This is a genomic window from Lancefieldella rimae ATCC 49626, from assembly GCF_000174015.1.
GTDB lineage: Bacteria > Actinomycetota > Coriobacteriia > Coriobacteriales > Atopobiaceae > Lancefieldella > Lancefieldella rimae.
Map to the genome: position 1 here is coordinate 42,609 of NZ_ACFE01000005.1, position 23,065 is coordinate 65,673.

At 49.6% G+C, this 23,065-nt stretch carries 23 protein-coding genes; all 23 read right to left on the minus strand.

The annotated features are described in order from the left end of the window. Positions 1-126: 126 nt before the first annotated feature. Positions 127-1,251, minus strand: coding sequence for a M24 family metallopeptidase (locus tag ATORI0001_RS07105; protein ID WP_003150524.1), 1,125 nt, complete (start codon positions 1,249-1,251; stop codon positions 127-129). Positions 1,252-1,320: 69 nt separating this feature from the next. Beyond that, entirely contained in the window at positions 1,321-2,433 is a 1,113-nt protein-coding gene (locus tag ATORI0001_RS07110; RefSeq protein WP_003150569.1) for a dehydroquinate synthase/iron-containing alcohol dehydrogenase family protein, read from the minus strand. Then, positions 2,430-2,978 carry a shikimate kinase gene (locus ATORI0001_RS07115; protein WP_003150592.1) on the minus strand — a complete coding sequence of 183 codons (549 nt, stop codon included), beginning with the start codon at positions 2,976-2,978 and terminating at the stop codon, positions 2,430-2,432. Before ATORI0001_RS07115 ends, ATORI0001_RS07110 begins: the two co-directional genes overlap by 4 nt. 66 nt (positions 2,979-3,044) lie before the next feature. Beyond that, positions 3,045-3,596 carry a YqeG family HAD IIIA-type phosphatase gene (locus ATORI0001_RS07120; RefSeq protein WP_222926886.1) on the minus strand — a complete coding sequence of 184 codons (552 nt, stop codon included), beginning with the start codon at positions 3,594-3,596 and terminating at the stop codon, positions 3,045-3,047. Continuing rightward, positions 3,553-4,875, minus strand: coding sequence for an endolytic transglycosylase MltG (mltG, locus tag ATORI0001_RS07125; protein WP_003150613.1), 1,323 nt, complete (start codon positions 4,873-4,875; stop codon positions 3,553-3,555). The genes ATORI0001_RS07120 and mltG overlap by 44 nt, the downstream gene beginning before the upstream one ends. Continuing rightward, complete coding sequence (gene ruvX, locus ATORI0001_RS07130) at positions 4,876-5,298, minus strand: Holliday junction resolvase RuvX (protein ID WP_003150591.1); 423 nt, start codon at positions 5,296-5,298, stop codon at positions 4,876-4,878. Between the two features lie 4 nt (positions 5,299-5,302). Then, on the minus strand, positions 5,303-7,951 hold the full coding sequence (alaS, locus tag ATORI0001_RS07135) for an alanine--tRNA ligase (protein WP_003150516.1): 2,649 nt from the start codon (positions 7,949-7,951) through the stop codon (positions 5,303-5,305). 16 nt (positions 7,952-7,967) lie between these two features. Then, positions 7,968-9,380 (minus strand): AI-2E family transporter, encoded by a 1,413-nt coding sequence (locus tag ATORI0001_RS07140; protein WP_003150602.1) that lies wholly within the window; start codon positions 9,378-9,380, stop codon positions 7,968-7,970. A 17-nt stretch (positions 9,381-9,397) separates the two neighbouring features. Then, positions 9,398-10,228, minus strand: coding sequence for an RNA polymerase sigma factor SigF (locus tag ATORI0001_RS07145; protein ID WP_003150463.1), 831 nt, complete (start codon positions 10,226-10,228; stop codon positions 9,398-9,400). Continuing rightward, a complete protein-coding gene (locus ATORI0001_RS07150) occupies positions 10,218-10,607 on the minus strand; it encodes an ATP-binding protein (RefSeq protein ID WP_003150465.1) in 390 nt (129 codons plus the stop codon). Before ATORI0001_RS07150 ends, ATORI0001_RS07145 begins: the two co-directional genes overlap by 11 nt. 8 nt (positions 10,608-10,615) lie before the next feature. Further along, positions 10,616-11,263, minus strand: a complete 648-nt coding sequence (locus ATORI0001_RS07155; protein WP_003150476.1) for a hypothetical protein — start codon at positions 11,261-11,263, stop codon at positions 10,616-10,618. Between the two features lie 77 nt (positions 11,264-11,340). Then, a complete protein-coding gene (locus ATORI0001_RS07160; protein WP_003150454.1) occupies positions 11,341-12,738 on the minus strand; it encodes a replication-associated recombination protein A in 1,398 nt (465 codons plus the stop codon). 41 nt (positions 12,739-12,779) lie between these two features. Beyond that, positions 12,780-14,021: a deoxyguanosinetriphosphate triphosphohydrolase family protein gene (locus tag ATORI0001_RS07165; RefSeq protein WP_003150488.1), complete on the minus strand. Its 1,242-nt coding sequence runs from the start codon at positions 14,019-14,021 to the stop codon at positions 12,780-12,782. A 55-nt stretch (positions 14,022-14,076) separates the two neighbouring features. Next, positions 14,077-15,216 carry an SGNH/GDSL hydrolase family protein gene (locus tag ATORI0001_RS07170; protein WP_003150461.1) on the minus strand — a complete coding sequence of 380 codons (1,140 nt, stop codon included), beginning with the start codon at positions 15,214-15,216 and terminating at the stop codon, positions 14,077-14,079. Positions 15,217-15,246: 30 nt separating this feature from the next. Then, a complete protein-coding gene (locus ATORI0001_RS07175) occupies positions 15,247-16,299 on the minus strand; it encodes a 2-keto-3-deoxygluconate permease (protein ID WP_050768539.1) in 1,053 nt (350 codons plus the stop codon). 140 nt (positions 16,300-16,439) lie between these two features. Then, positions 16,440-17,330: a cysteine ABC transporter substrate-binding protein gene (locus ATORI0001_RS07180; RefSeq protein WP_003150618.1), complete on the minus strand. Its 891-nt coding sequence runs from the start codon at positions 17,328-17,330 to the stop codon at positions 16,440-16,442. Between the two features lie 12 nt (positions 17,331-17,342). Continuing rightward, positions 17,343-18,167, minus strand: coding sequence for an amino acid ABC transporter ATP-binding protein (locus ATORI0001_RS07185; RefSeq protein WP_003150608.1), 825 nt, complete (start codon positions 18,165-18,167; stop codon positions 17,343-17,345). Continuing rightward, a complete protein-coding gene (locus ATORI0001_RS07190) occupies positions 18,164-18,838 on the minus strand; it encodes an amino acid ABC transporter permease (RefSeq protein WP_003150587.1) in 675 nt (224 codons plus the stop codon). Before ATORI0001_RS07190 ends, ATORI0001_RS07185 begins: the two co-directional genes overlap by 4 nt. After that, a complete protein-coding gene (locus ATORI0001_RS07195; RefSeq protein WP_003150600.1) occupies positions 18,825-19,478 on the minus strand; it encodes an amino acid ABC transporter permease in 654 nt (217 codons plus the stop codon). Before ATORI0001_RS07195 ends, ATORI0001_RS07190 begins: the two co-directional genes overlap by 14 nt. A 292-nt stretch (positions 19,479-19,770) precedes the next feature. Further along, positions 19,771-20,295, minus strand: a complete 525-nt coding sequence (locus ATORI0001_RS07200; RefSeq protein WP_003150547.1) for a DNA-deoxyinosine glycosylase — start codon at positions 20,293-20,295, stop codon at positions 19,771-19,773. Positions 20,296-20,299: 4 nt separating this feature from the next. Next, positions 20,300-21,103 carry a metallophosphoesterase family protein gene (locus ATORI0001_RS07205; RefSeq protein WP_003150485.1) on the minus strand — a complete coding sequence of 268 codons (804 nt, stop codon included), beginning with the start codon at positions 21,101-21,103 and terminating at the stop codon, positions 20,300-20,302. A gap of 7 nt (positions 21,104-21,110) precedes the next feature. Next, a complete protein-coding gene (locus ATORI0001_RS07210; protein ID WP_003150614.1) occupies positions 21,111-22,082 on the minus strand; it encodes a zinc dependent phospholipase C family protein in 972 nt (323 codons plus the stop codon). Positions 22,083-22,173: 91 nt separating this feature from the next. Next, positions 22,174-23,061 carry an ROK family protein gene (locus ATORI0001_RS07215; protein WP_003150623.1) on the minus strand — a complete coding sequence of 296 codons (888 nt, stop codon included), beginning with the start codon at positions 23,059-23,061 and terminating at the stop codon, positions 22,174-22,176. Between the last annotated feature and the right edge of the window lie 4 nt (positions 23,062-23,065).

A 23,065-nucleotide genomic window follows, 5' to 3' on the forward strand; every position in this document is an offset into this window, starting at 1 on the left:
GCCGCAAACATTACCTTATACGCGTCCGGCCTTACATAACCGGACAATGTGCTTTTAATTTTATTACTTCTTCAGAAATTATGTTGCTATTTTTATGGCTATCCAAAAGCTCTCAGAAGCACCCGCCTAACAATCTATCACCATAAGGTCATGCGTAGACTGAGTGAAGACATCGTAGCTGTCCTCGGTAACCACTCCAAAGTCTTCCAAGCGGATACCAAACTTGCCCGGCAGGTAAATGCCTGGTTCATCAGTAACAACAGAACCGGCAGGAAGAGGCTTGTTATAGCGAGCGTTGCAGAACGGACGCTCATGAATCTCGACACCAACGCCATGACCCAAGCCATGTCCGAAATACTCACCATACCCTGCATCGGAGATAACCTTAACGGCAAGGTTGTGGATATCAGAGCCTAAAACACCCGCATGGATTGCACGTGCACAGGTCTCGTTTGCAAGACGCACGACGTCATAGACATGCTGCTGCTCTTCGGAAGGCTGACCGAGTACGACGGTACGTGTCATATCCGAGTGATAATCCAAGTATCCCGCACCATAGTCCATAACAATCATATCGCCCTTCTCCACCACGCGCTCGCCAGGCTGTGCGTGTGGATTGGCACCGTTGGGACCGGAGGCCACAATAGAGTCAAAGGAGAGTGCATCCGCGCCGTGAGAAAGCATGTAATTCTCAAGTTCAGCACGAATCTGCTGCTCGGTAAGGCCCGGCTTGATGTAGTCAAGCATGTGCAAAAATGCCTTATCGGTAATGGTTTGAGCATGACGCATAAGCTCAATTTCGGCAGGATCTTTGACAATCCGAAGATCGGCGATGGCACCGTGCATACGAGGCATCAATGCAGAAACGCTCCGATCGGCAAGCTCTCTCTCAAGATCATCAAAAAATGCCAGCTCAACGGTATCCTCGACAGCCACCACACGGGCGCGGGACGCTGCTACATGCTGCGCCGCCCATGCCGCATGGCCAATGTTGTCCATATCAATCTGCCAAGGAGTATCGTTACCCAGGCGATCCTTAAAGGTGCCAAAGTAGCGAGAATCCGTATGCAGATAGAGCTCATCGGACGTAATGAACGCCGTATGGGCATCCTCAAAGTCAAACGTACGTTCAGAGTCCGTCAGCCACCGAAGATCCGGGTTATGCCGAAGAACAACCGCATCATAGCCCTTCTCGGCCATAACCTCGCGAAAACGGGCAACCCGCTTTGCGCCAACCTGTGCATTTGCCATATAACATCCCTTCTCGAGAATGATTAAAACCGCCGTTATAAAACACTGTGGCGAGAAGCACTTCTTACGCTATGCCCTGTGTGCATCGCACCATGCCTGTGCATGTTCGCAAAGAAGATCTTCATCAACCGATGACAGTCTTACACGACTTATATCAAGGGGCAAGACAATCATAAAACGATTTGTCGAACGGAAACATTCGGCTTTGAGCGCCGCAATCATCTGCTCTGCGCTGATATCGCACGTTACCGATCCTATTCCCAACTTCTCCAAGAGCTCGTCTTGAGCGAGCATATCATCAATGTCCAAATCTTCTTTGGCTACCGAAATCCGTGCGGCAAAACGAAGCCCATCGGCGAAAAGCGCCGCACGTGATTGGCCGGGAACAAAGCGCTCCATGGCATACATGAAATCGAAACCATATTGTACCGACTGCCTGATGGCGATTGCTGCCGATGCAGTAAGACGCCCGCGAACCTTTATTGCATCGGCAATCTGCTCAGCCATGGCATCGAGATTGCCTTCCCGTAGGTCATCGGCAGTATCCCATACACGGCTAAACGCCGTTACGCTTTCCGACATTGCCGTTGACACCATAAGCGCACGAGCAAAATTGGCATGTTCGTCATCAAGACCCAAAGGAATCGTGTCCAGATCCACAAAACAGTACCGGGCAACTCCGGGACACGTAATGGTCCGCGGTCTTTCTGCCATAACGCTCAGCGCCCTTGGCTGCACGCAAGACAGTATTGCTGCCTCCAAATCAAGCGGCACCAGCGCAAGAGAAACACCTCCGCACCATGCGTTTGCCACAAACGATGCACTTGATACGACTCCCGAATCACCGATTGCGACAAGTAAGTCATCGCCGGTAAGTTTTGCCTCAGCAAGCTGCGAGAAGAGCTTCTCGGCTTGGTTATATGAAGTTGCCTGATCGCCATCCGGCATGGGATACTTTTTAACGGTAAAGCCAATCGTTGTAAGATCGTGCGTGAGAAGCTCCACGATATCATCCGGAACGGACGTTGAATATGTAATGACACAGCGCTCCGGATGACCTACCGCAACTCGCATCTCCGCGCTAAAACTATCAAGAACACCGGAGCCCACACGCAAGGCCATGGATCCGATGGGGAGAGAAACCCACTGTTTGATATAGGTAGGCTCAAGCTCCTTATTCATAAAAGACCCCTTTCCCAGAGCAGTTTGCCTGAAGCCAAGGTAACTTGCTGGAATGTTTTTTCTCGTATGTCAATGGTTATATCGGCTGCCGCTTCATAAAGTGGACGTCTATGCTCATAGAGACGGCGCGCATGATCGAGCGTTCCTAAATCGGGACGACGGTCAACCCGCTGAATTTGTCGCAGTGAATCTTCAAGACTACCGTCGAGATACACAATGACTCCCATCTCATGCATGAGCTCAACGTTTTTTGCCCTCTCAACGATACCTCCCCCACAACTCACCAAGAGAGATTTTTTTGATCGAAGATCTCGTAAAACTTTGGTTTCTATGTTGCGAAAGTAAATCTCTCCGTCTGTGGCGTATATATCACCGAGCGATTTGCCCGCAGCTTTTTCAGCCAACCGATCCGTGTCAACATATCTGCGATGAAACATCTCGCCTAAATTACGTGCCAAAGTTGACTTGCCTGCACCCAAAAATCCTACAAAGAAAATATGGTCGCAGCCTTCATGAACGATGTATCTTGTGTCATCAAACTTCAAAATCCCTCCAGACAATCAAGAAAAGTGTATCATCTGGCGGCAACGTCTGGTGAACTCTATTGGGGTTTATTCTTCCCCTTCAAATTTTACATGGCCCAAAACAATACGCTCCACATGGCGCAAAAGCTTCGTATACCAAAGATCAACTTCCGATTGTGGACGCACAAGAATTGTTTTGATACCAGCCAAATTCCCTGCCGCAACGTCGGTAAAAAGTTGGTCCCCAATGAAAACGGCCTCATGTTTTTCTACGCCAAAACGTCGAAGTGCCGCAAAAACTGCAGTAGGAAGAGGCTTTAAGGCACAGCCAACACCGTCAATTCCAAGTTCGCGCGCACTTCTCTGCACCTGATCAAGATGGATGTTGTTGGAGACAAGACAAAGCGTCAGCCCTTTTGACTGCGCATACTCAAACCAAGAACAGACATCTTTGGGAGGCACCTTGGCGTCTCTTGGCACACACGTATTGTCTCGATCGAGAAGAACGAGTTTAATCCCACCATCTACCAGTGCATCAACGTCGATGCGATCAACCGATGCAACATATGCCGACGCAGAAAAGATTCCCATGACGCTATGCTTTGTCCTTTGAATTTTGAATTGCCTCAAGGTGCTCATCGTAGGTTTTGGAGAACACGTGCTCATTTTTGGTAATCCAGAAATACAGATACTCCGTTGTATTGGGTTCAAGAGCCGCTTTGATTGAATTGAGTCCCGGTGAGCAGATGGGTGTGGGCGGAAGTCCGTCATGAGCATAGGTATTGTATGGATCGTCCGTCATGCTCTGCAACTCATCGGCGGTTGCCTCACGGCCAAGTGAGTACGCCAGCGTTGTGTCACTTTGCAGGGGCATATTCTGCGACATACGGTTATACAGAACCGATGAGACGTTTCCTCTGTCTTCTTGATTTGAGGCTTCTTTCTCAATGATTGATGCCACCGTAAGGATTTGCTGATCGGTAAAGTCAAGACCATACCGGGCTTTTAAGTTGACCCGAGCCGCGTCAAAATTAACGTCCTCGATCTCTTGCTGGTACTGGTCAAGCATGGCACGAATAATGCTGTTGGCATCAGGAGTGCCGTCAAGGTTATACGTCTTTGGGAAAAGATATCCCTCAAGTGAATCATTGGCGTTGACGGCATCTTGTAAAAACGGATAATCATCTACGTAGTTTGATGCTTTGGCCTGAGCCATAAACTCATCCTTCGAAATACCGTAGTACTTCTCGACAGCTTCTGCCACCTGTGAAACGGTGTATCCTTCAGGAATGACCAAGCCCTCAGCGGCAACGTTTGGTCCCTCGGACAACAAACGTATAATCTCTGCCGGTGTCATACCGGTAACAATCTTATACGTACCGCTTTTAATCGTCTGATCTGCCTGCTGCTTTTTCAGTTGTGCGAGAAATTCAGCTTTGTTTGCAATGACTTTATTCTTGTACAAGATATCCGCAACGGCAGACGCACCCGCTCCGTCAGGAATTGTTACGGTTACCTCTTCTCCGTTTGTTATGGTCTGTGTTGGATTGACGGCATCGGTGATTTTTGGAATAACCACAAAGATAAAAATACCTGCGGCCGCCACGATAAGCGCAAGCGTAAGCAGAGCCATAAATACCCTCGACCGACGACGCGCCTGCTTATTTCGGTGATTGATGGCTCCGCGAGCCGCTCTTTTAGTGGCCGCGGCACTCCGAGTTGAAATATGCGCCATCTTCAAGGGCGATTTTGCCCGTGTGGTTTCCAGCCCGGATTTTACTTCCGTAGTATCCTGCAGCGTCTCTTTTGCTACGGCGCAATCTTCGGGGAACTCCTCTGAAGCTTTTGGGGCCTCTTTGCCCTCTTTAAAGTGTGTTCCGCCAACAAAAGATGTATCGGTTTCAGGCTCAACTGCCATTTATTCTCCCTCAGTCGCGCTGCGATCAAGCCAAGCTTGTAAAAACAGTGATGCAGCCACCATATCAACTTTGCCCCGCATGGTCTTCTCGCTGAGCCCTTGTGCCCGTAAGATTCGTTTAGCCTCTGAAGAAGACAGCCTTTCATCGGTTAATTCTACTGGAAGACCCGTCCGGTCGGCAATTTTTTTTGCCTGTTCCATGATCTTTTGCGCCTGAGGTCCTTCTTCTCCCGAAAGTGTAAGGGGCTTTCCGCACACCAAAAGCTCAGGCTCCCAATCTTCAAGCACCGATCTAAAAGAACGCGCATGCGAGAAGACCTCTTGAGCCGGAAGCACGCATACCGGAGATGCAATACGACCATCGGGATCGCTTACCGCGATCCCGACTCGAGCATCCCCAATATCCAACGCTAAAACCCGCATGAGCCTATATTCCGAGCTTTTGTTTTGCCGCCTCAAGCGCCACATCAATACCCGAGATATCAACGCCGCCGGCCTGAGCCATGTTTGGCCGACCGCCGCCGCGACCTCCCACCAAGCCGGCAATATCTTTGATAAGAGTGCCGGCGCTAAAGCCTGCGGCTACTGCCGTATCCGTTGCCCCCGCGAGAAGAGCGACTTTTTTATCGGGCGTTACGGATGCGATAACGCACGCCACGGGATGGCCGTCTGAGGCATCTCGTATTCCGTCCCAAACAGAACGCAGATCTTTGCCGGAAAGATCGTCAAGCCTTGTAATGACGCAGCGATAACCATCAAGCTCATGGGCATTATGCAGCGCTTCCGCTATCCGGTTTGAACCGGCGCCAACCGTTGCCGCCTCTGCTTTTTTATGTGCCTCACGAAGATCGCTCTGCAGCTGTTCAACGCGGGCAGCCACCGCTTCGGGGCGAACCTTTAAGCCGTGTGCAACCATATCAAGCTGGACAAGACGCTCGTCTACATAGCTGATAGCGCCCATTGAAGTCACCGCCTCGATACGACGGGAGTTCGCACCAACGGAGCTCTCAGATACGATCTTAAAAAGACCAAGCTCAGCAGTGTTTTTCGCATGGGTTCCACCACAAAGTTCCCGAGAAAACGGATGGTCTTCCTCTCCCACCGAAACAACGCGGACCACATCACCGTACTTCTCGCCAAAAAGCGCCACCGCACCTGCGGCTTTGGCTTCATCGATGTTCATGATCTGAGTAACAATGGGTTTGGCGGCAAAAATCTCGGCATTAATCATTCCCTCAATGCGGGCAAGCTCGTCTGAAGTAAGCGCTTCAAAATGCGTGAAATCGAACCGCAAACGATCAGGGGCAACAAGCGATCCCGCCTGATTCACATGGGAACCAAGTATCAGTTTGAGAGCCGCATCAAGAAGGTGCGTTGCGGTATGGTTGCGACGGATAAGCTCGCGGCGGCCGGTATCAATCACGGCTATCAGGACATCACCTGTATGAAGCTCTCCCTCTTCTACCTGCCCCACATGCGCAATGAGGTTGCCTTCCTTGTGCTTTGTATCGCTCACTTGAACAAAAAGATTATCCGCCGAAAGCGTACCGGTATCCCCTACCTGACCGCCCATCTCCGCATAGAATGGCGTACGGTCAAGCACTACCTCAACCTCATCGCCTACGGCCGCGCAATCAACTTCTTGCCCGCCTTTTACCAAAGCGACAACCCTACAGCCTTCCAGTTCATTGTGGTTATAACCGTCAAAGACCGTTTCATCAAGGCGATCGGAAAGCGCCACCCACACGGACTGCGCTTTGCCCCACGCATCGCGATTGGCACTTGCACGCGCGCGCTGCTTCTGCTCTGCCATTGCAGCATCAAACTGCGCCTCATTAACGGCGTGTCCCGCACGGGCCGCAATCTCGCGCGTAAGGTCAATGGGAAAACCGTAGGTGTCATGAAGCAGGAAGGCCACATCTCCGGAAAGGCACTCATCTCCGGTAAGCTTTTTCAGCTCATCTTCCAGTTTGGATTCACCGGCTTCAAGGGTTGTGCCAAACCGCTCTTCTTCTGCCGTCAAAATGCCTTCAATAAGTACGCGTTTCTCAACAAGCTCAGAATACGCATCTCCAAGCAGGCGCACGACCTCATTTGCATATTCAGCCATAAATGTTTTTTGGATGCCCACAAGACGGCCATGATACACCGCATGGCGCAGGAGCCGTCGTAAGATATAGCTACGACCTTCGTTTCCGGGCAGAATTCCGTCGCCAATCATAAATGACACCGCACGGCTGTGGTCGGCCAAAATACGGAGACTGCGATCAACCTCTTCGTTTCCGGCTTGATAACGCTTACCCGAAAGCTTCTCACCAAGCTCAATAAGAGACGTCATAATGTCGCCCTCATAGTTGGAGCCCGCATGCTGCATGATGGCGGCAATACGCTCAAGGCCCATGCCGGTATCAATGTTGCGGTGCGGGAGCTCCGGCATAGAGCCGTCTTCTTGACGATCGTATTGCGTAAAGACGAGATTCCAAAACTCAAGGTAGCGGTCTCCGTCATCGCCGGGCTTCTCGCCGGAAAACTCAGGACCTTGATCGAAGTAAATCTCAGAACAAGGGCCACACGGACCCGTTGGACCGGCTGCCCAGAAGTTGTCCTCCTCGCCCAAACGAGAAATATGATCTTCGGCAACACCTAACGAGTGCCAAATCTCGGCAGCCTCATCATCATCGGTAAATACCGTAAAATACAGACGATCAAGCGGCAGACCAAGATGCTCTGGACTTGAAATGAACTCCATGGCCCATGTACACGCATCTCGTTTGGTATAACCTCCAAACGAGAAATTGCCCAGCATTTCAAAGAAGGACAGGTGACGATTATCGCCGATGTTGTCGATATCATTGGTGCGCAAACACTTCTGACATGAAGTGGCACCGATCTCCTTCATCGTTTTAATGCCCTGATAGTATTCTTTGAACTGATTCATTCCCGCATTGGCGAGAAGAAGCGACGGATCTGAGGGTACCAGCGACGATGAGGGATATACCTTGCATCCCTTTGACTCAAAGAAGGCAAGGAAATTCTTGCGAATCTCAGCTGTGGTCATGGTCTTGTAATTAGACATATAAAGTGCTCCAGTTCTATTTCTCTTTCGGCAAAGACGACTTGTTTTCGGCTTCTGAGTCTACCGTACTCGACACTTGTTGGTCGCCTATATTTTCAGGAGTTGAAAATTTTGAAAAAACTTTTGCAATATCTTCGGCGATATTGATTGTTTTTTCCGGCTTTTCATCCGCTTCAACACAAACCGCCTCGCTCTTGTCGACCAAGCGCGTGGACTCAAAGAACGAATCGTCATCCAAAGCATCAAACGCAGGATGAATATTGCCGTCTGCGTCATGAAACGGCGTACTGTTAAAAAGCGCTCCATCATAGGAGACAATCTGTCTGCCGGTATGCGCCTCGAAGTAATATACAAAAACTCCTCGAAGAGCTGCGGTGATAGGAATGGCTAAAATTGTTCCCACAATGCCCCCGAGGGCACCGCCAATCATAATGCCTACGAGAGAAAGCCCCGGGTGCACCTTAACACTTGAGGCCATGACCACAGGAGACAGGACATTGTCGGTTACGTTTTGAGCAACGACAAGAACTAAAAGCGTCCAAAGCCCGAGCATTGGACTTTGTAATACCGAAAGAATCAACGCAATACCGGCAGAAAAAACAGGGCCAACAACCGGTATGATATGCAAAACACCCACAATGGTACCGATAAGCCCCGCATAGGGGTTTTGAATACACAAACAACCGACATAGGCAAGTACGCCGTTTGCTATAGACGTCACAATGGTGCTGCGCATATATCCGCCAACGGAACGGCTTAAAATGGCAAGAAGCAACCTCACTTCATCGTCTCGTTGAGGACCCGCAATGACGGCAAGCTCTCTTACCATAACGGGATAATCCTTGGCAAGCCAATACGCGAGTACCAGTCCCAAAAAGAAACTCATGAAGTGCTCGCCTAGCGTGGAAATATTGCTCAGGGCATTTGCGGAAAGCCACCGAAACGCTTCCCCCGCAAACGAAACACCAAGATTGGATGCCTGCAGAATAATTGAATTGACGGTACTGCGAACAGCCGAATTTCCTATGGCGTCATAGGTTATCCACGCTTCTTGCACCATATCTTGAATCTGCCTTGCATACAGAGGGGCGTTTCTCAGCAAGATGAGCGATTCGTCTATCAACGGCTGCGCAATTAACGCAATAAAGCCTACAAGAATAAGCAGCACAACGATAAGCGCAATGAGTGCCGAAAGAGCACGCGGCACCTTCCACGTCTCAAGCTTATTGGTAAGAGGCGCACATATAAATGCAACGATTCCACCAATGGCGAGAAGCTCTACCGCTTGACTCACGCTTCCAAGCGCCATAATTACCACAACAAACACACCGGCCATACCGAGCAAAGCCCACGCAACAATACCACGGCGTCGCCATGCCGATTCATTTACCAAAGGAACGCTGGTAAAGCGCTTGTTTTTACCTTGCACAAGCCTCTCCTCCGGCCCTATCGGGTCACACTTTCAGGATCAATCTTTTCTTGAATGCGTTTGAGCGTACGTCTCAGAAGACGAGATACCTGTACTTGAGAAATGCCGAGTTTTTCGGCAATTTCAACCTGTGTCAAACCTTCAACAAAACGCATCCGAATAATCTCTTGTTCTCGAGGAGAAAAATCAGCAATGGCATCTTCCAAGACAATTCGATCGTCAGATCCGGCAAGCGCTTCGTCTTCAGTAATGTACTGATCAATAATGGAGGGAGCTTCATCGCCGTCAACCGATGATCCTCCACCCTCAAGAGGAACCGAGCTATACGCACCTGAAGACTCCATCGCCTCAAGTACCTCATCGACGGAAACCCCAAGTTTTTTGGCAATCTCCTCAATGGAGGGACTGCGTTGAAGCTCTGTCGTAAGCTCATCAGTTATTTGGTTCACTTTTGCAGACAACTCTTGCAGGCGACGAGGAACCCGAACAGACCAGCCCTTATCGCGGAAATGACGTTTGATCTCTCCCATAATGGTAGGTGTGGCATACGTAGTAAACTCAAGACCTCTTGAAGGATCAAAGCGGTCAATTGCTTTGATAAGACCGATTGTTCCAACTTGAATCAAATCATCAAGCGGCTCGCCACGGTTTTTGAATTTTGAAGCCAAAAAGCGCACGAGATTAAGATGGCTCACAATAAGCTGATCTCTTACCTCGGAATCATGTGTCTCTTGATACTGCGCGAAGAGCTTGCGCGTACGGTCTTTATCCCATGCAGGAGTGCCCCTGGAAATCCTACGTGCCGCCCTGCGTGCCGCTTTTTGTTTGGCAGCATCGTTATCCGGCATAAGGTCCGCCTGTCACCTTAAGAAGGTGGAGTGTATAGCCTTCATCGTCAAGAGAAAAATCGTCACAAATTGCCGAAAGAAGTAACTCGACAAGCTCCAAAGGCTGACCCTCAGCCACATCTCCACAATCCTCGGGATCCTTCTCGCCAAGGCTAAAGTCCATGGCTATGGAGCCATCTTGGAGAGTAAATATAACTTCAACGTTTTCTGGCTGCGTGCCACAGGCATACACAAACCCTTCCTCAGCAGCCATGCGGATATCTTCAAGCTCATCGACGTTCATACCCACAAGAACCGCTAAATTTGCGGCAGTCATACGAACCGAGCGAGCAAAGGTACCATCAGCTGGAACCGTAAGGGTTACGACCTTTTGATTCATCCCCACCACTACTCTTTATCTTTTGACGGCTTGGTATCCTGTGTGGTGTTTACCACAAAAGAGGATTTTGTTCCTTTAGCCTCATCACCATAGTCAACATATGCAGGGCCGTCATGCTTTGGCTTTGGAGATGTTCTCTCTTGAGATAGCAAAGGAAGCTCTTCCAAAACTTCATCCGTTCCTTCTCTTGCTTCTTTTGAAGCACCGTGAAGGCGAGCCTGAGCGGCAGCGGCAAGCTTTGAGGGATTTACCACAGAGCCAATACCGCTTCCGAGCTTAGAGACGGAATCGACGACACCGCTTACTGCATCGGAGGCGGCTTTGCTTACGGTTGCCGTTACTGCCGATGCGGCTCCTGACACCGCGGCAACGTCTCCTAAAACCACATTAAGGCTCTCAAGAGAGGTATTAGCGCTGTCAACGGTAGTATCGACCTTTTCCATAAGAGCGGGAATCTGCTTGATTGTGGGATCAAGATCATCCATCATGCCATCAAGCTTGGCTATGATGGGCTGCGCCTGCTCGATAGTCTGATTAGCCGAAACGGTTACCTCTTCAATCGACTTGCGTGCCGAACGCACCGTCAAGGCAATTTCAACTACCGCCCAAATACCGGCGATTACCAAAAGTATCAGTACGATATCTATGTAATTCATTGAGTACCTCTCCTTACAGACGATGCAGTACCACGGGGCAAGCAATCAGTGACAGTTCCTATTCTACCCATCTCAAACTACTTTGACCCTTTGGGCTTGGATTTTTTGTTTGTTTGTGAAGATGTTGTTTCCCCTCTGTCGCGGGCAATGGCCTCAAGCCTCCACGCCTCCCAACCTCGATCAGACGGCGAGAAGAACGCGCCACGGGAAAGACCTTTGGGCAAGTAGCGCTGCTCGACCCATCCTCCTGGGTAATTGTGGGGGTACAGATAAGCTCCATACTCATCCGAACCGGGCCTGTGACGATCTCGCAAATACGGAGGAACCTCACGGCGAGGACCTTTTCGCACTTCTGCCAAAGCAGCATCAATGCCTGCTTCAGCGGCATTTGATTTGGGAGCCAGTGCCATATAGAGTACCGCCTGAGCAAGATTGATGCGGCACTCCGGATATCCGATGACTTCTGCCGACCGAAACGCCGCCTCGGCAATAAGCAAGGCCTCCGGATCGGCGTTACCGATATCTTCGGATGCCAAAATCATAATACGGCGAGCAATAAACTTAGGATCTTCTCCGGCATCAATCATACGCGCAAGCCAATAAAGAGCAGCGTCAGGATCGGATCCTCTCATGGACTTGATAAAAGCAGAGATAACGTCATAGTGCATATCACCCGCCTTATCATAAGGCAGGCCGCGGCGAGGATTTGCCTCCAAAACATGCTGCAACGTAATAACAATGGGTTCTTTTTGACCCACATCCTTTTGGTCTGCATCTTTTGTCTCGGTATTTTCAGCCGGAGACGCCATCTGGCTTGCAAGCTCAAGAGACGTGAGGGCCGCTCTTGCATCGCCGCCCGCAAGGGTAACAATCTCTTGCAGAGCATCGGGGTTAAGCGTATACGCGCCCGCAAGACCATCAGAACTTTCACATGCACGCTCAATCAGATGAGAAATGGCTTCATCATCAAGCGGATAGAGCTCCACGACGCGAGAGCGTGAAATCAGTGCGCTATTGACCTCAAAATACGGATTTTCCGTAGTGGCACCGATAAGCACTACCGTACGATCTTCCACTGCATGGAGCAGAGCATCTTGCTGAGAGCGATTAAATCGATGGATCTCGTCAATAAATAGAATCGTACGCGTTCCTGCGGTAAGAAGACGAGACTCGGCAGCTTCTATTTCACGACGCAAGTCTTTTACCGTACCCGTAATTGCCGAAACCTCAACAAACGCCGCATGGGTGCTGTTTGCAATAATATGCGCGAGCGTTGTCTTTCCGGTACCCGCAGGCCCATAGAGCAACACAGAAGAAAGGGTATCGTGCTCAATGGCGCGACGCAGCCATGAACCCTCGCCCACCGCCTGCGTCTGTCCCACATACCCCTCAAGTGTCTGGGGCCTCATGCGGGCGGCAAGGGGCGCATTTGCGTGCTTGGCAGCACGATGTATGCCTGAAAACAATGTATCCATACATCTATTGTAACGAACCGACTGCCAAGAGACACCTGCACTTACACATAAACCCCATCCTCAAAATAAGACCTTTGAGGAAACAGCTTGCGAGCTTCCGGAAAGAGAGCTTCACAGGTTGCTACAAAGTAATCATCAGTCATTGCAGAGATGAAATCTACCACGACACGATGGGGGTCCTGTTCCCAATCATAGGTATTGCCGTAATAGGAAAGATGTTTCTGGAGTGGCTCTATATGATGCTTAAAAAGAGCGTGTGACGTATTTCCTGAGGCAAGAACAGAAAGCTCATAGTCATAAAGCCTGGCAAAAAGGTCTTTAATATCCTCAGAAAAATCTCCATTGGCCTCCGCTGAACCATAGATCTTCTGATAATTCTCACGTTTAGCACGCTTCATCTCTTGAAATGCCGCTTCACTCATTGAGATGCGGTTCTTACCAAAACTGTGCTCAATAATATCCGCCGTAAAGGCAGAAAGAGCCCACGTATTATACGCACCACCAAGACCGTCATCAAAGGACTTTTCAGTGGCTGCGCCGGCACGAATGGCATCTTGGCGATCTTTTCCCACATACGCAATGATATCTGAGATGCGCACCACACAGCCTTCAAGCGTCATAGGCCGCAGATGACCAATGGTCTGATCTCCCCTTACCCAGCAATCTTCAACAATCCGATCAAATTCTTCAAACGAGCCGAGATTGCTCATTTCCAAAATCTGCTGTTCGAACTCACCGTTATGACAAATGACCCCATCAAGCGTCTGCAAAGAAAGATTTCTCTTGTAGAGCCCATCGAGTACGCGCACGCTCTGGACGTTATGGAAAAACCAACGCCCCGTGTGTTTTTGATACACGTCATTTAAGAAATACTCACCCGCATGACCAAAGGGAGTATGTCCAACATCATGACCGAGGGCAATGGCTTCAATGAGATCGAGATTAAGCCCAAGAGCTCGTCCGATATCACGCGCTATGCGGCCAACAAGCTGTTCATGTAAGCCGCGTCTCGTAATGTCGTCATGGGAGCGAAACGAAAATACCTGCGTTTTTCCGTTCAGTCGATTGTATGCCGGCGTATGCAGGATTTTCTCGGTATCGCGCACAAAAGCAGGCCTGAGCGCACTGTCTGTATCGCGCGACATATCACGACGTACTATAGCCTCCTCCCGACACGCAAACGGGCTCAACGTACCCGAATTCACCTGGGCCGCAATTTCTTTCTCAAGCTCTTTTGATACGGACCCTGTAAGCGTTGGAGCAAGGGTGTTCATGCGTATCATGTACGCCTCCAATCCTTAATTTTGAAACTATGATAAAGGTGTGTCCGGACACAAATTAAAACCGCTCGAAAGTCTTGGAAACTTCTTTGAGAGCATCTGCAAGACGAGATGCTATCTGAGTGGCTCCGTGTACATTGGGATGGTCATCGTCCGCAAAGAGTTTGGGGTTTGCGTCAATCAGATCCGCTCCACGAATGACTTCAATATGCTCGGATCTCGCCGATTCAAAAATAAAATCCTCTACGTCAGAAAAACAAGAAAGAGGATGCGTGGGATACCGTGTTTCAAAGTGAGGAAATGGTGTTATTGCAATGATTCGGGAGTTTTTATATTCTTGTGCAACTTCATGCAATGTCCGCCTGATATCCTGCTTTACCTGCCCTTTATTGGTTTTTTCAAAACGATAATTTGAACCCAAGGCTACAATTACAAGCTCTATATCCCAAGCCACATTTGGCTTCTCAATCACTTCTGCCTGAAAGATTTGTCCGCCAATGCTTTGATTACACAGACTGAGTTTGAGTTTATGCGCAAGCTGTGCGGGCCACGTCCGAGTCGGGCTTCCCGCCACAAAACCTTGGGCGATAGAATCTCCTATGACTACCAGTCCTTTTTGTGCCTCTACTGGCGAGAAGAACGATCCGTCTCCAAAAAGGGTTCGGACCAAAACACCTGTCAGACAAGGAAACCATATCCGTACCTGATGAACCTCACCAAACCCCGGAAGCCGCGGCGTCCCTTTTGTATCTTCTTGGTCCTCTACGCTAAAACGCAAAACATCGGGCTCTCCAAAAGAGAGTCGTGAGGTCTTGTTCTCATTGTCTATCGAAATAGGTACCAGGACCGTTTGCTTCTTATCGACACTAACGGCCAAGGAATCCTGTATGCCTGAAGGTACCTGACGCAGTACCGCTTGGGTGCCTTGCGGCGGTTTTTCTACCAAGAGCTCAAGCGCAATATGTTGAGAGTCGGTTGTAAAAGAAAGCAAAACACCGGACGTGCATCGCGCCATTTGGCGATAGAGTCCGGGATGCCAAGCCAGACAACTGCCAAGAGCGCGCATTTGACTTTTGGAAAATCGCTCGGGGTGAACCCAGCCATCCGCAAGCTCTTCACAGCACAAAGCACCCTGTAAAAAGCGGGCAGCAGGACAAGCAAGTGAATACCCTGATATGTCCTGCCGCAGTTTTGACATCCGCTTCCTTATCGTCACGCCACCCATAACCTACTTCCGTATTGGCGGCTCCTTCGAAGAAGGCACTGTTGCAGCATTCTCTTCTTGGACACCGTCACTACTAAGCGTATCGTGACAGAATTTTTTATCAACCCATCCGGTAATGATCGGTGCAAAAAACGCCGTAATGACCACTGCCGCCGCAATTTGAGCCGTAGCAACGGGGGCGATGGCAGTATAGGACGCGTCGGCTTCCACAAAAGCTTTTGGCGTTGTAGCAGCGGTTCCTGCGACCGTACCGGAAGCGACGCCGGCTTTGCCCGATCCTCCGCACAGTTTCTCAAAAAGTGAAGTCAAAATACCAATGACAATGCAGAGCACCGCGAGAAGTACCCCGGAAAGACCGCCTTGAATAAGCTGCTCAAGGCTCATGCCACAGCCAAGAGAAAAGCCCACGACCGCAATGCAGGGGTTAATGCCGGGAACCAACAGGTTTTTCAAAAACGGACTTGCGTTTCCCATGATGATGCCCAATACCAAAGGCAGCAGCGTTCCCACGTATACCAAAGGTTTGATGTCGGCAAGGCCGGAAACTCCAAGGGCAAGCATGGTGATGGTCGGGCCTGCGGTAAGGGCGAGAAGCGCCGTTGCTCCCTGCTCTCCTGAGTCGCCGTATTCTGTCATGATGCCGGAATAAAGAGCAACATTGCAAAATGCAATACCGCCAATAATGGACAGTGCGGAAAGGCCAAAGAAATTGTTTCCGCAGAAAGCGGCTACACCAAGACCAAGGGCAATGGAGAGAGCCAACTTTGGCACAAGAACCACAACACCCGTCTTCAAGGCTTCGGGAACTGCACGTAAATTAATACTTGCACCCATAAAGATCAAAAGCAGGCCGACAATGGTAGAAGAGCCTTTGACAACCGCCGTTGTAAAGCTTCCAACGGCAAGCACCTGTGGACAAAAAGAGTTTAGAAGCAGACCGACAAGAAGCGGATAGAGCATGATGTCTCCTGGGATACGCGGAACCTTGAATCCCTTTTTTTCCTGCTTCGCCGTTGAGGCCACTTCTCTGTTCTGCCTTTTAGTAGAATCTGCCATACGATACATACCTCCCCTTGCGCCGTGCTCACGTACTGTCAAACGCTGCATTCAAGCAAAACGTTTCAGCTACTCTAACAGCTCAAAGATTGAGATCTTTGAGCTTTCGAGGTAATTAACCATTTGGTAGCAAACGAGAGCTACACTTTCCCGCCTTCAACCACAATGGTCTCCGGATCAACGTCGTCACCGAAAACCGGTTTGAGCGTTTCTTCATAATCTTTGTGAAAGAAGTTTTCTTCTGCAAGCGGCCCCGTAATCTCATTGTTAATAAACTCAAGAAGCGACGTATTGCCTTTATGCACGGCAGCGGCAATGGTATCGGCATTTCCTAAATCATCTACACCCACCACAAAGCCGGGGTTAGATTTCACCCATGCCAAAACCTCGGTGTTATCGGTTGAAAACGCGTCTCCGCGACCGTCCAAAAGCGCATTGTAGGCATCGGCATACGAGTCAAACTTAACCATGGTGACCTCAGGATAGTTCTTCTCAAAATACGTCTCGGCAGTAGTGCCTTTAGATACGATAAGTTTTTTACCCTTGAGTTCATCGACACTTTTAATAACCGCCGACTCAGGGGAAACAATACCGAGCTTGATCTTCATGTACGGAAGCGAGAAATCAACCTTCTCGGCACGCTCGTCGGTTACCGTAAAGTTTGCAAGCATAATGTCTGCCTTGTTTGACTGCAAAAAGGGAACACGATTGAGGCCATCGGTAGAAATGTAGTTAGCCTCTACCCCAAGGTCTTTTGCAAGTCGGTTGCCAAAAACCACATCGTAGCCGGCAGGTTTACCGTCCTTATCGACATAGCCGAAAGGAGCCTTATCGGAAAAATATCCAATATTGACTGTTCCTGCCTTTTTGATGTCATCGACACTGCGGAATGTATCGGATGCGCCTGCAGAACCGCCGCCCGTTGCCGTTTGACCGCCGCCATGGTCGCATGCGGAAAGGAGCATTGTGGAAAAGCTTGCGGCACCCGCAAGAAATGCGCGACGGGATACGTTTGCAAATAAGTTGTTCATATAAACTCTTTTCTAGTCCGAAGTAGTATGACGAGAGGTCTTATCAAACTCAAAAGTTTTAAGGAATTCTTTTGCACGAGTTGTTGTGGGAGCCGAGAAGAACTTCTCGGCATCATCCGATTCCTCAACGATCTTGCCCTGGTCAATGAAGACGATATGGTCGGCCACCGCACGTGCAAAATTCATCTCATGCGTCACGATTATCATCGTGCGACCTTGCTTGGCGAGCTCCATCACCACTTCCAGAACTTCGTACACCATTTCAGGATCAAGAGCTGCGGTAATTTCATCAAAAAGCATGACCTCAGGATTGGTCATAAGGGCTCTTACAATAGCCACCCGCTGCTTTTGCCCACCCGAAAGAGATGAAGGATACGCCTCACGTAAATCCCAAAGCCCCACACGGCGAAGCAGCTCTTCCGCCTGCGCATATACCTCTTCCTTGTTGCGCTTTTGAGCAATGAGGGGCGACAAGGACACGTTTTTCAGAACGTTCATATTGGGGAAGAGATCATAGCTCTGAAACACCATTCCGATACCTGAATGGACGTGAGTGTGTTTCTCGCCAGAGATTTTTTGGCCCGCAAGGATTACTTCTCCCCCTTGAATGTCTTCAAGTCCGACAACGCAACGCAAAAGCGTTGACTTGCCGCAGCCGGAAGGACCCAAAACCACAACGGCCTGTCCCTTCTTGACGGAAAATGAAACGTCGTCAAGCACGGGCGCATTACTTTTATAGGACTTTACAAGATTCTTAATCTCAAGCACCGGTACCTGCACAGCACCGTCCATAATACCGGTGGTTTTTTCAGGAGTTTTCGCGGTATTGACACTCATTTTTGAGCACTCCTTTCAAGTCTGCGCGCAAGAAGCGACAAGGGAAAACAGGCGGCAAAATACAAGAAGAAAATGGCGCCATAGATCCACAAGGCTCCCGTTGTCGGAAATTTGAAACGATAAAAATCAGTGATCTGAGAGCCGACGCGAATGAGTTCAACAACTCCGATCAAATTACAAAGTGCCGTCGTCTTAATCATGCGTGTAATAAGGTTGATTGCAGGCGGAAGCAAGCGTCGTATTGCCTGAGGTAAAACGACTCGTAGAAATGTTTGACGGCGAGAAAGTCCCAGCACAAATGCACTGTCATATTGAGAACTTGGAATTGACGTAAGTGCGCCACGAACAAGGTCTCCCATCTCGGCAGCTCCCCAAAAGGTAAACACTGCAACTGAAGCCTCAAATCCGTCAAGGTTGGCACCAAACCAGGCTGCGGTGCCAAAAAAGACCACATAGAGTAAGACAAGCTGGGGCATCACACGAACAACTTCGAGATACATCCTCAAAATCGCACGAATAACTTTGGAGCGGGACGTCATCAAAAGACCAACAAACACTCCAAGAGGAATCGAAAGCGCGACGGAAAGAAATCCAATCTCAACGGTGACCCACAGCCCTCCCAAAAGACGAGGAATAACACCCTCTTGCAAAAGAATATTATCTGCGAGCATAGTCAAACCTCCTCTCAAGCCGGCTTCCCATAAGAGAAACAGGTACCAAAATGAGAATGTAGGCAACCACCAGCATAAAGAGAGCTTCTGTTGTGTTGTACATCATGCCGATGAGATCTTTTGCAACAAACATAAGGTCAGCCAGAGCAATAGCCGAGACAACCGACGATTCTTTAATGAGAAAAATCGTATTGGCAACAAGACTTGGCAGTGATACGGAAAGTGCTTGTGGGAGAACCACATACCAAAGCGATTGCTTCTGTGAGAGACCAAGCACCCACGCCGACTCCTCCTGTATGCGCTCTACAGAGTCAAAGCCGGAGCGTAAAGCCTCGGCCATATATGAGCCGCCCAAAAAAGTTAACCCGACTACCGCCGCCACTTCCGCATCCATCTTGATACCGATTTTGGTAAGTCCAAAGTAAATGAGAAAGAGCTGCACCAATAAGGGGGTATTACGCGAGAGTTCAACGTATACCGATACACATTGTCTCAGTACGGGAGTTTTTGCTTGTACAACTACCGTGCAGATTAAACCCACTATAAGTGAAGCTACGATACCAAAAAATGAAATACCAATGGTTATGCGTGCAGCCGTGGCATACAGGGGAAGATATTTCCCGATGAAGCCCCAATCCATGCGATTACAATCCTCTCCAAAGCTTGCAGCACATTTTGCATATACAAGCCAATTATCTGCGTATTATTTTTCCGAAAGGTAAAACAAACAGCTTAACGCCCGAACCCTTACCAGAAGAGGACACAGAGCACCCGACCCCTGGCCATAGCAGACCCGGGCTTTTGACAGATTGCGGTGTATGCACACGGCATGGTGTATGTCATCGTCTTAAATCGCATGAGAATAATCCTACTTGCAACTAGGAATTTGTCAACCACATCATAAAATCGATAATCATTTGGAAACAATTATGCTATCTGAATGCCTCTGCCGTTTTCCGTACAACGGTAAACGCCGAAATTAAATCGTCCAGAGTCATGCGAGCATTCGCGGGGCTTGTTGACGGCAATGACGTAGCGGCAAGGTGAGTTGTCGGTTCAATATGGCGATGGTAAAGCCGTGTAGCCATGCCTCCAAGCGTATATATCTGCACAATGTTTGCCTGCTCAAGCAAACTCGCAATGTCATTGGGAACCGGATTTTCAATGCTCGCATCACTGGCGCCTATAATGTCACACGCCTTCAAAACATCACAGATGGCCACATGGTGTAGGTGGCAGAAGCGTATCTTTTCTTCACTGCTTTCCAAGGGCTTCTCGCCCCAAAGACCGGCCATAACACGCCAAAAACGATTCTGTGGATTACCAAAGTAAAAGCCAATTTCCCGAGATTTAGGACTTGGCATCGAACCCAATAACAGAACGCGAGAATCCCTATCTACAATGGGAGGCAAGGGATTTACGATATGCTCGCGCCCGGATTGTGGGAGCTTTCCCATGTATTTAGTCTCCCACCTGAAGCGGCTCGGTAAATTCCGCTTCATCATCAAGACGAATTACGCTCACTTGCCCGTATCCGGCGCCTCCGACCGTTCCCGTATCAATGCCCCACTTATCATGCACGTTACCGGTGGCGGGAGTTGCGCCAGCGCGGATATACTGCGCAAGGCCCTCCTCATTTTGCGCACTCCGATTAATATTTGAAGCACCCACGGAAGCGAGATATGGCGTAGGGGTATGTCCGCAAATGACAATGGGACCGTTTCCCCCGGAATCAACGAGTCCAGTAGGCCGAGACCAAAAGTCTTCGCGAATCCACAGGAGATCCTCCGTGTTCTGTAACTCTACAAACGAATGCAGAGTCTCAAGGTTCCACGCCGGAGGCACCGGAGAAATACCTGCACGAATACCGGCATGCACAAGAATGTATGGACGCCCTCCCCTGATGCATTCATAATGCAAGGGTAAACTTTGCAGCCACTCCAAAAGATCAAATCGTTGCTGCTGAGAGTAGCTCTTAAGCTGATCGCGTGTTGTCTCGCCGCCGTTGTATATCCACGTAATAAGCGCTTCCGTATCGTCTTCATTCGCTAAAAAACGCCCGAGCATCTGCTCATGGTTGCCCTGGAGAACTACCGCGTGTGGCAACGTTTTGACCGTTTCGATGACACCAAGCGGATCAGGACCGCGATCAATCATATCGCCAAGGCAAATAAATTGATCCTCATCTTGAGGCGCAATGCGTTCAAGTATCCGCCTGAGCGGCTTGGCGTGCCCGTGAATATCGGTAAAAACGTATGTTGCCACAAAACTCCTAACGATTATGCGATCCCAAACAGTCTTCCACAGACGGCTTGCCGTCAAAATTAAGACCATGCGTCAATTTTCTTGCAGCTTCCAAATTAAAATCATGCGAGAAGAACATGTCAAGTGCATAGGGAACATTGGCAAGTGCGGCATCATAGAGATCCCAGAAACTTTCATGGCGTTTCGTACCTGTTGCAGGATCAATCCACGCATGGCCTTCATGGTTGTCAAAGTCAGAATCAGCCGAAGCCCGTAGCCGATGCGAGATTGCTTCCATGAGAGAATACCGATGAGGAGCAAAGGTACGCTCCACACGACTCAAAAACTTCGCCTTCTTACCATCGGGAGAATATATCAAACGCTGAATCATTCGATTATCCACAACGGCAGACGAGAAAATCCTTGTATCGGTCGGTTGATCATAGGTCCACAAAAGCACATAAAAATACACACGGTCAAGCACATAAAGCGTTCGCAGCGATGCGCGCAACACCTCGGAATAGGGACGATAACTTTTAATTGTTTTTCCCGTCCGAGCATAGAGAATCGCTTCATCAAGATCACGTTCTATCTCGGCGTGCACCAAAGGTCCCGCTTGCTCATCAAGCCCTTCCACGCCCATCGACGTTAAACCGTCCTGCAAGGAAAACACAAACGGATGCGCCGTGGTATCCAAAAGATAGTGGCAGAGAAAGCCCGCACAATATGCACGCGCAACGGCAACATCTTGAAGCGGCAGCGGCGCAAGAGCATCACGCATGGAAAGCAATAGCTCGGGAGTACGGGCTTTGTGCATACGTGAGCCCATATTCGCCCAACGGTGCAGCAAAGGGTCTGCCTGCAGAAAAAAGAGAGGGTCCGGACCTTGGTTGCCCAGCAAAAAGGCCTCCTGCTCTTCGAGCGTGGCAAAGCCGAGCTTACCGGCCGCTATCTCAAAGGCATCTTTTCCAAAAAAGTCATGAGTAAGAATTGCCGGCATACGCTTCCCCTCTTAGACACCCATTCAACCTTCTGATACATACACCCGCTTATGGGGTGAATATATGCTACCCATTGTACCCGCTTGTACTCTAACTATCCAAGCTCTGCAGGCCCAAGGCAAGCGCACCAAGAATACCTTGATTTCCACTGCAGCCATCACTAACAACATATGAATCAATCGCACTAAGTTCGGCTGTATTGATATAGCCGTTAAGGTTTTCCAAAAGTTTTTGGCGAATAAGCGGAAAGAGCTGAGTCTGTTTCATAACGCCGCCACCCAAAATAATACGCTGCGGCGAATAGCAAAGTACATACACTGCCAGAGCCTTTGCAAGATAGGTAGCTTCCAGTTCCCATACTTCCTGCTTTTCATCAAGCTCGGAGGCCGGAAGTCCCCAGCGCTTCTCGATGGAAGGACCTGAAGCAAGGCCCTCAAGACAAGATACGTGATACTGACAGACGGACATCGCCAGCGGATCGTCTTTCTCCCGCTCAATCGGAATGTGGCCGGCCTCCGGATGCAACATGCCATGCAGAAGCTTCCCACCCAAAAGAACGCCCGCTCCGATACCCGTTCCTACCGTAAGATAAACAACGTTTTTCAAACCACGTGCCGAGCCAAAAAGAGCCTCCCCTAAACACGCGGCATTGACATCCGTATCGTAGCCAATGGGCACACCAAGTCCTGCTCTCAGCGCCCCTAAAAAATCATAGTTGACCCAACCTTGCTTAGGCGTCGAGAGTATCTTGCCATAATCGGGCAGCTCAGGGTTAACACACGTAGGACCAAAAGCTCCCACTCCAAGCGCATCAATCTCTCGCTCGGCAAACCAGGCAATCATCTTCGAAACGATGCCCGCAGGCTCTGTGGTAGGCATAACCTCACGCTCGAAAATTTTTCCTTCTCGCGTTCCTATCGCTAAAACCATCTTGGTTCCACCGGCTTCAAGCGCACCGATGCGAGGTCCATCTACCATGTAA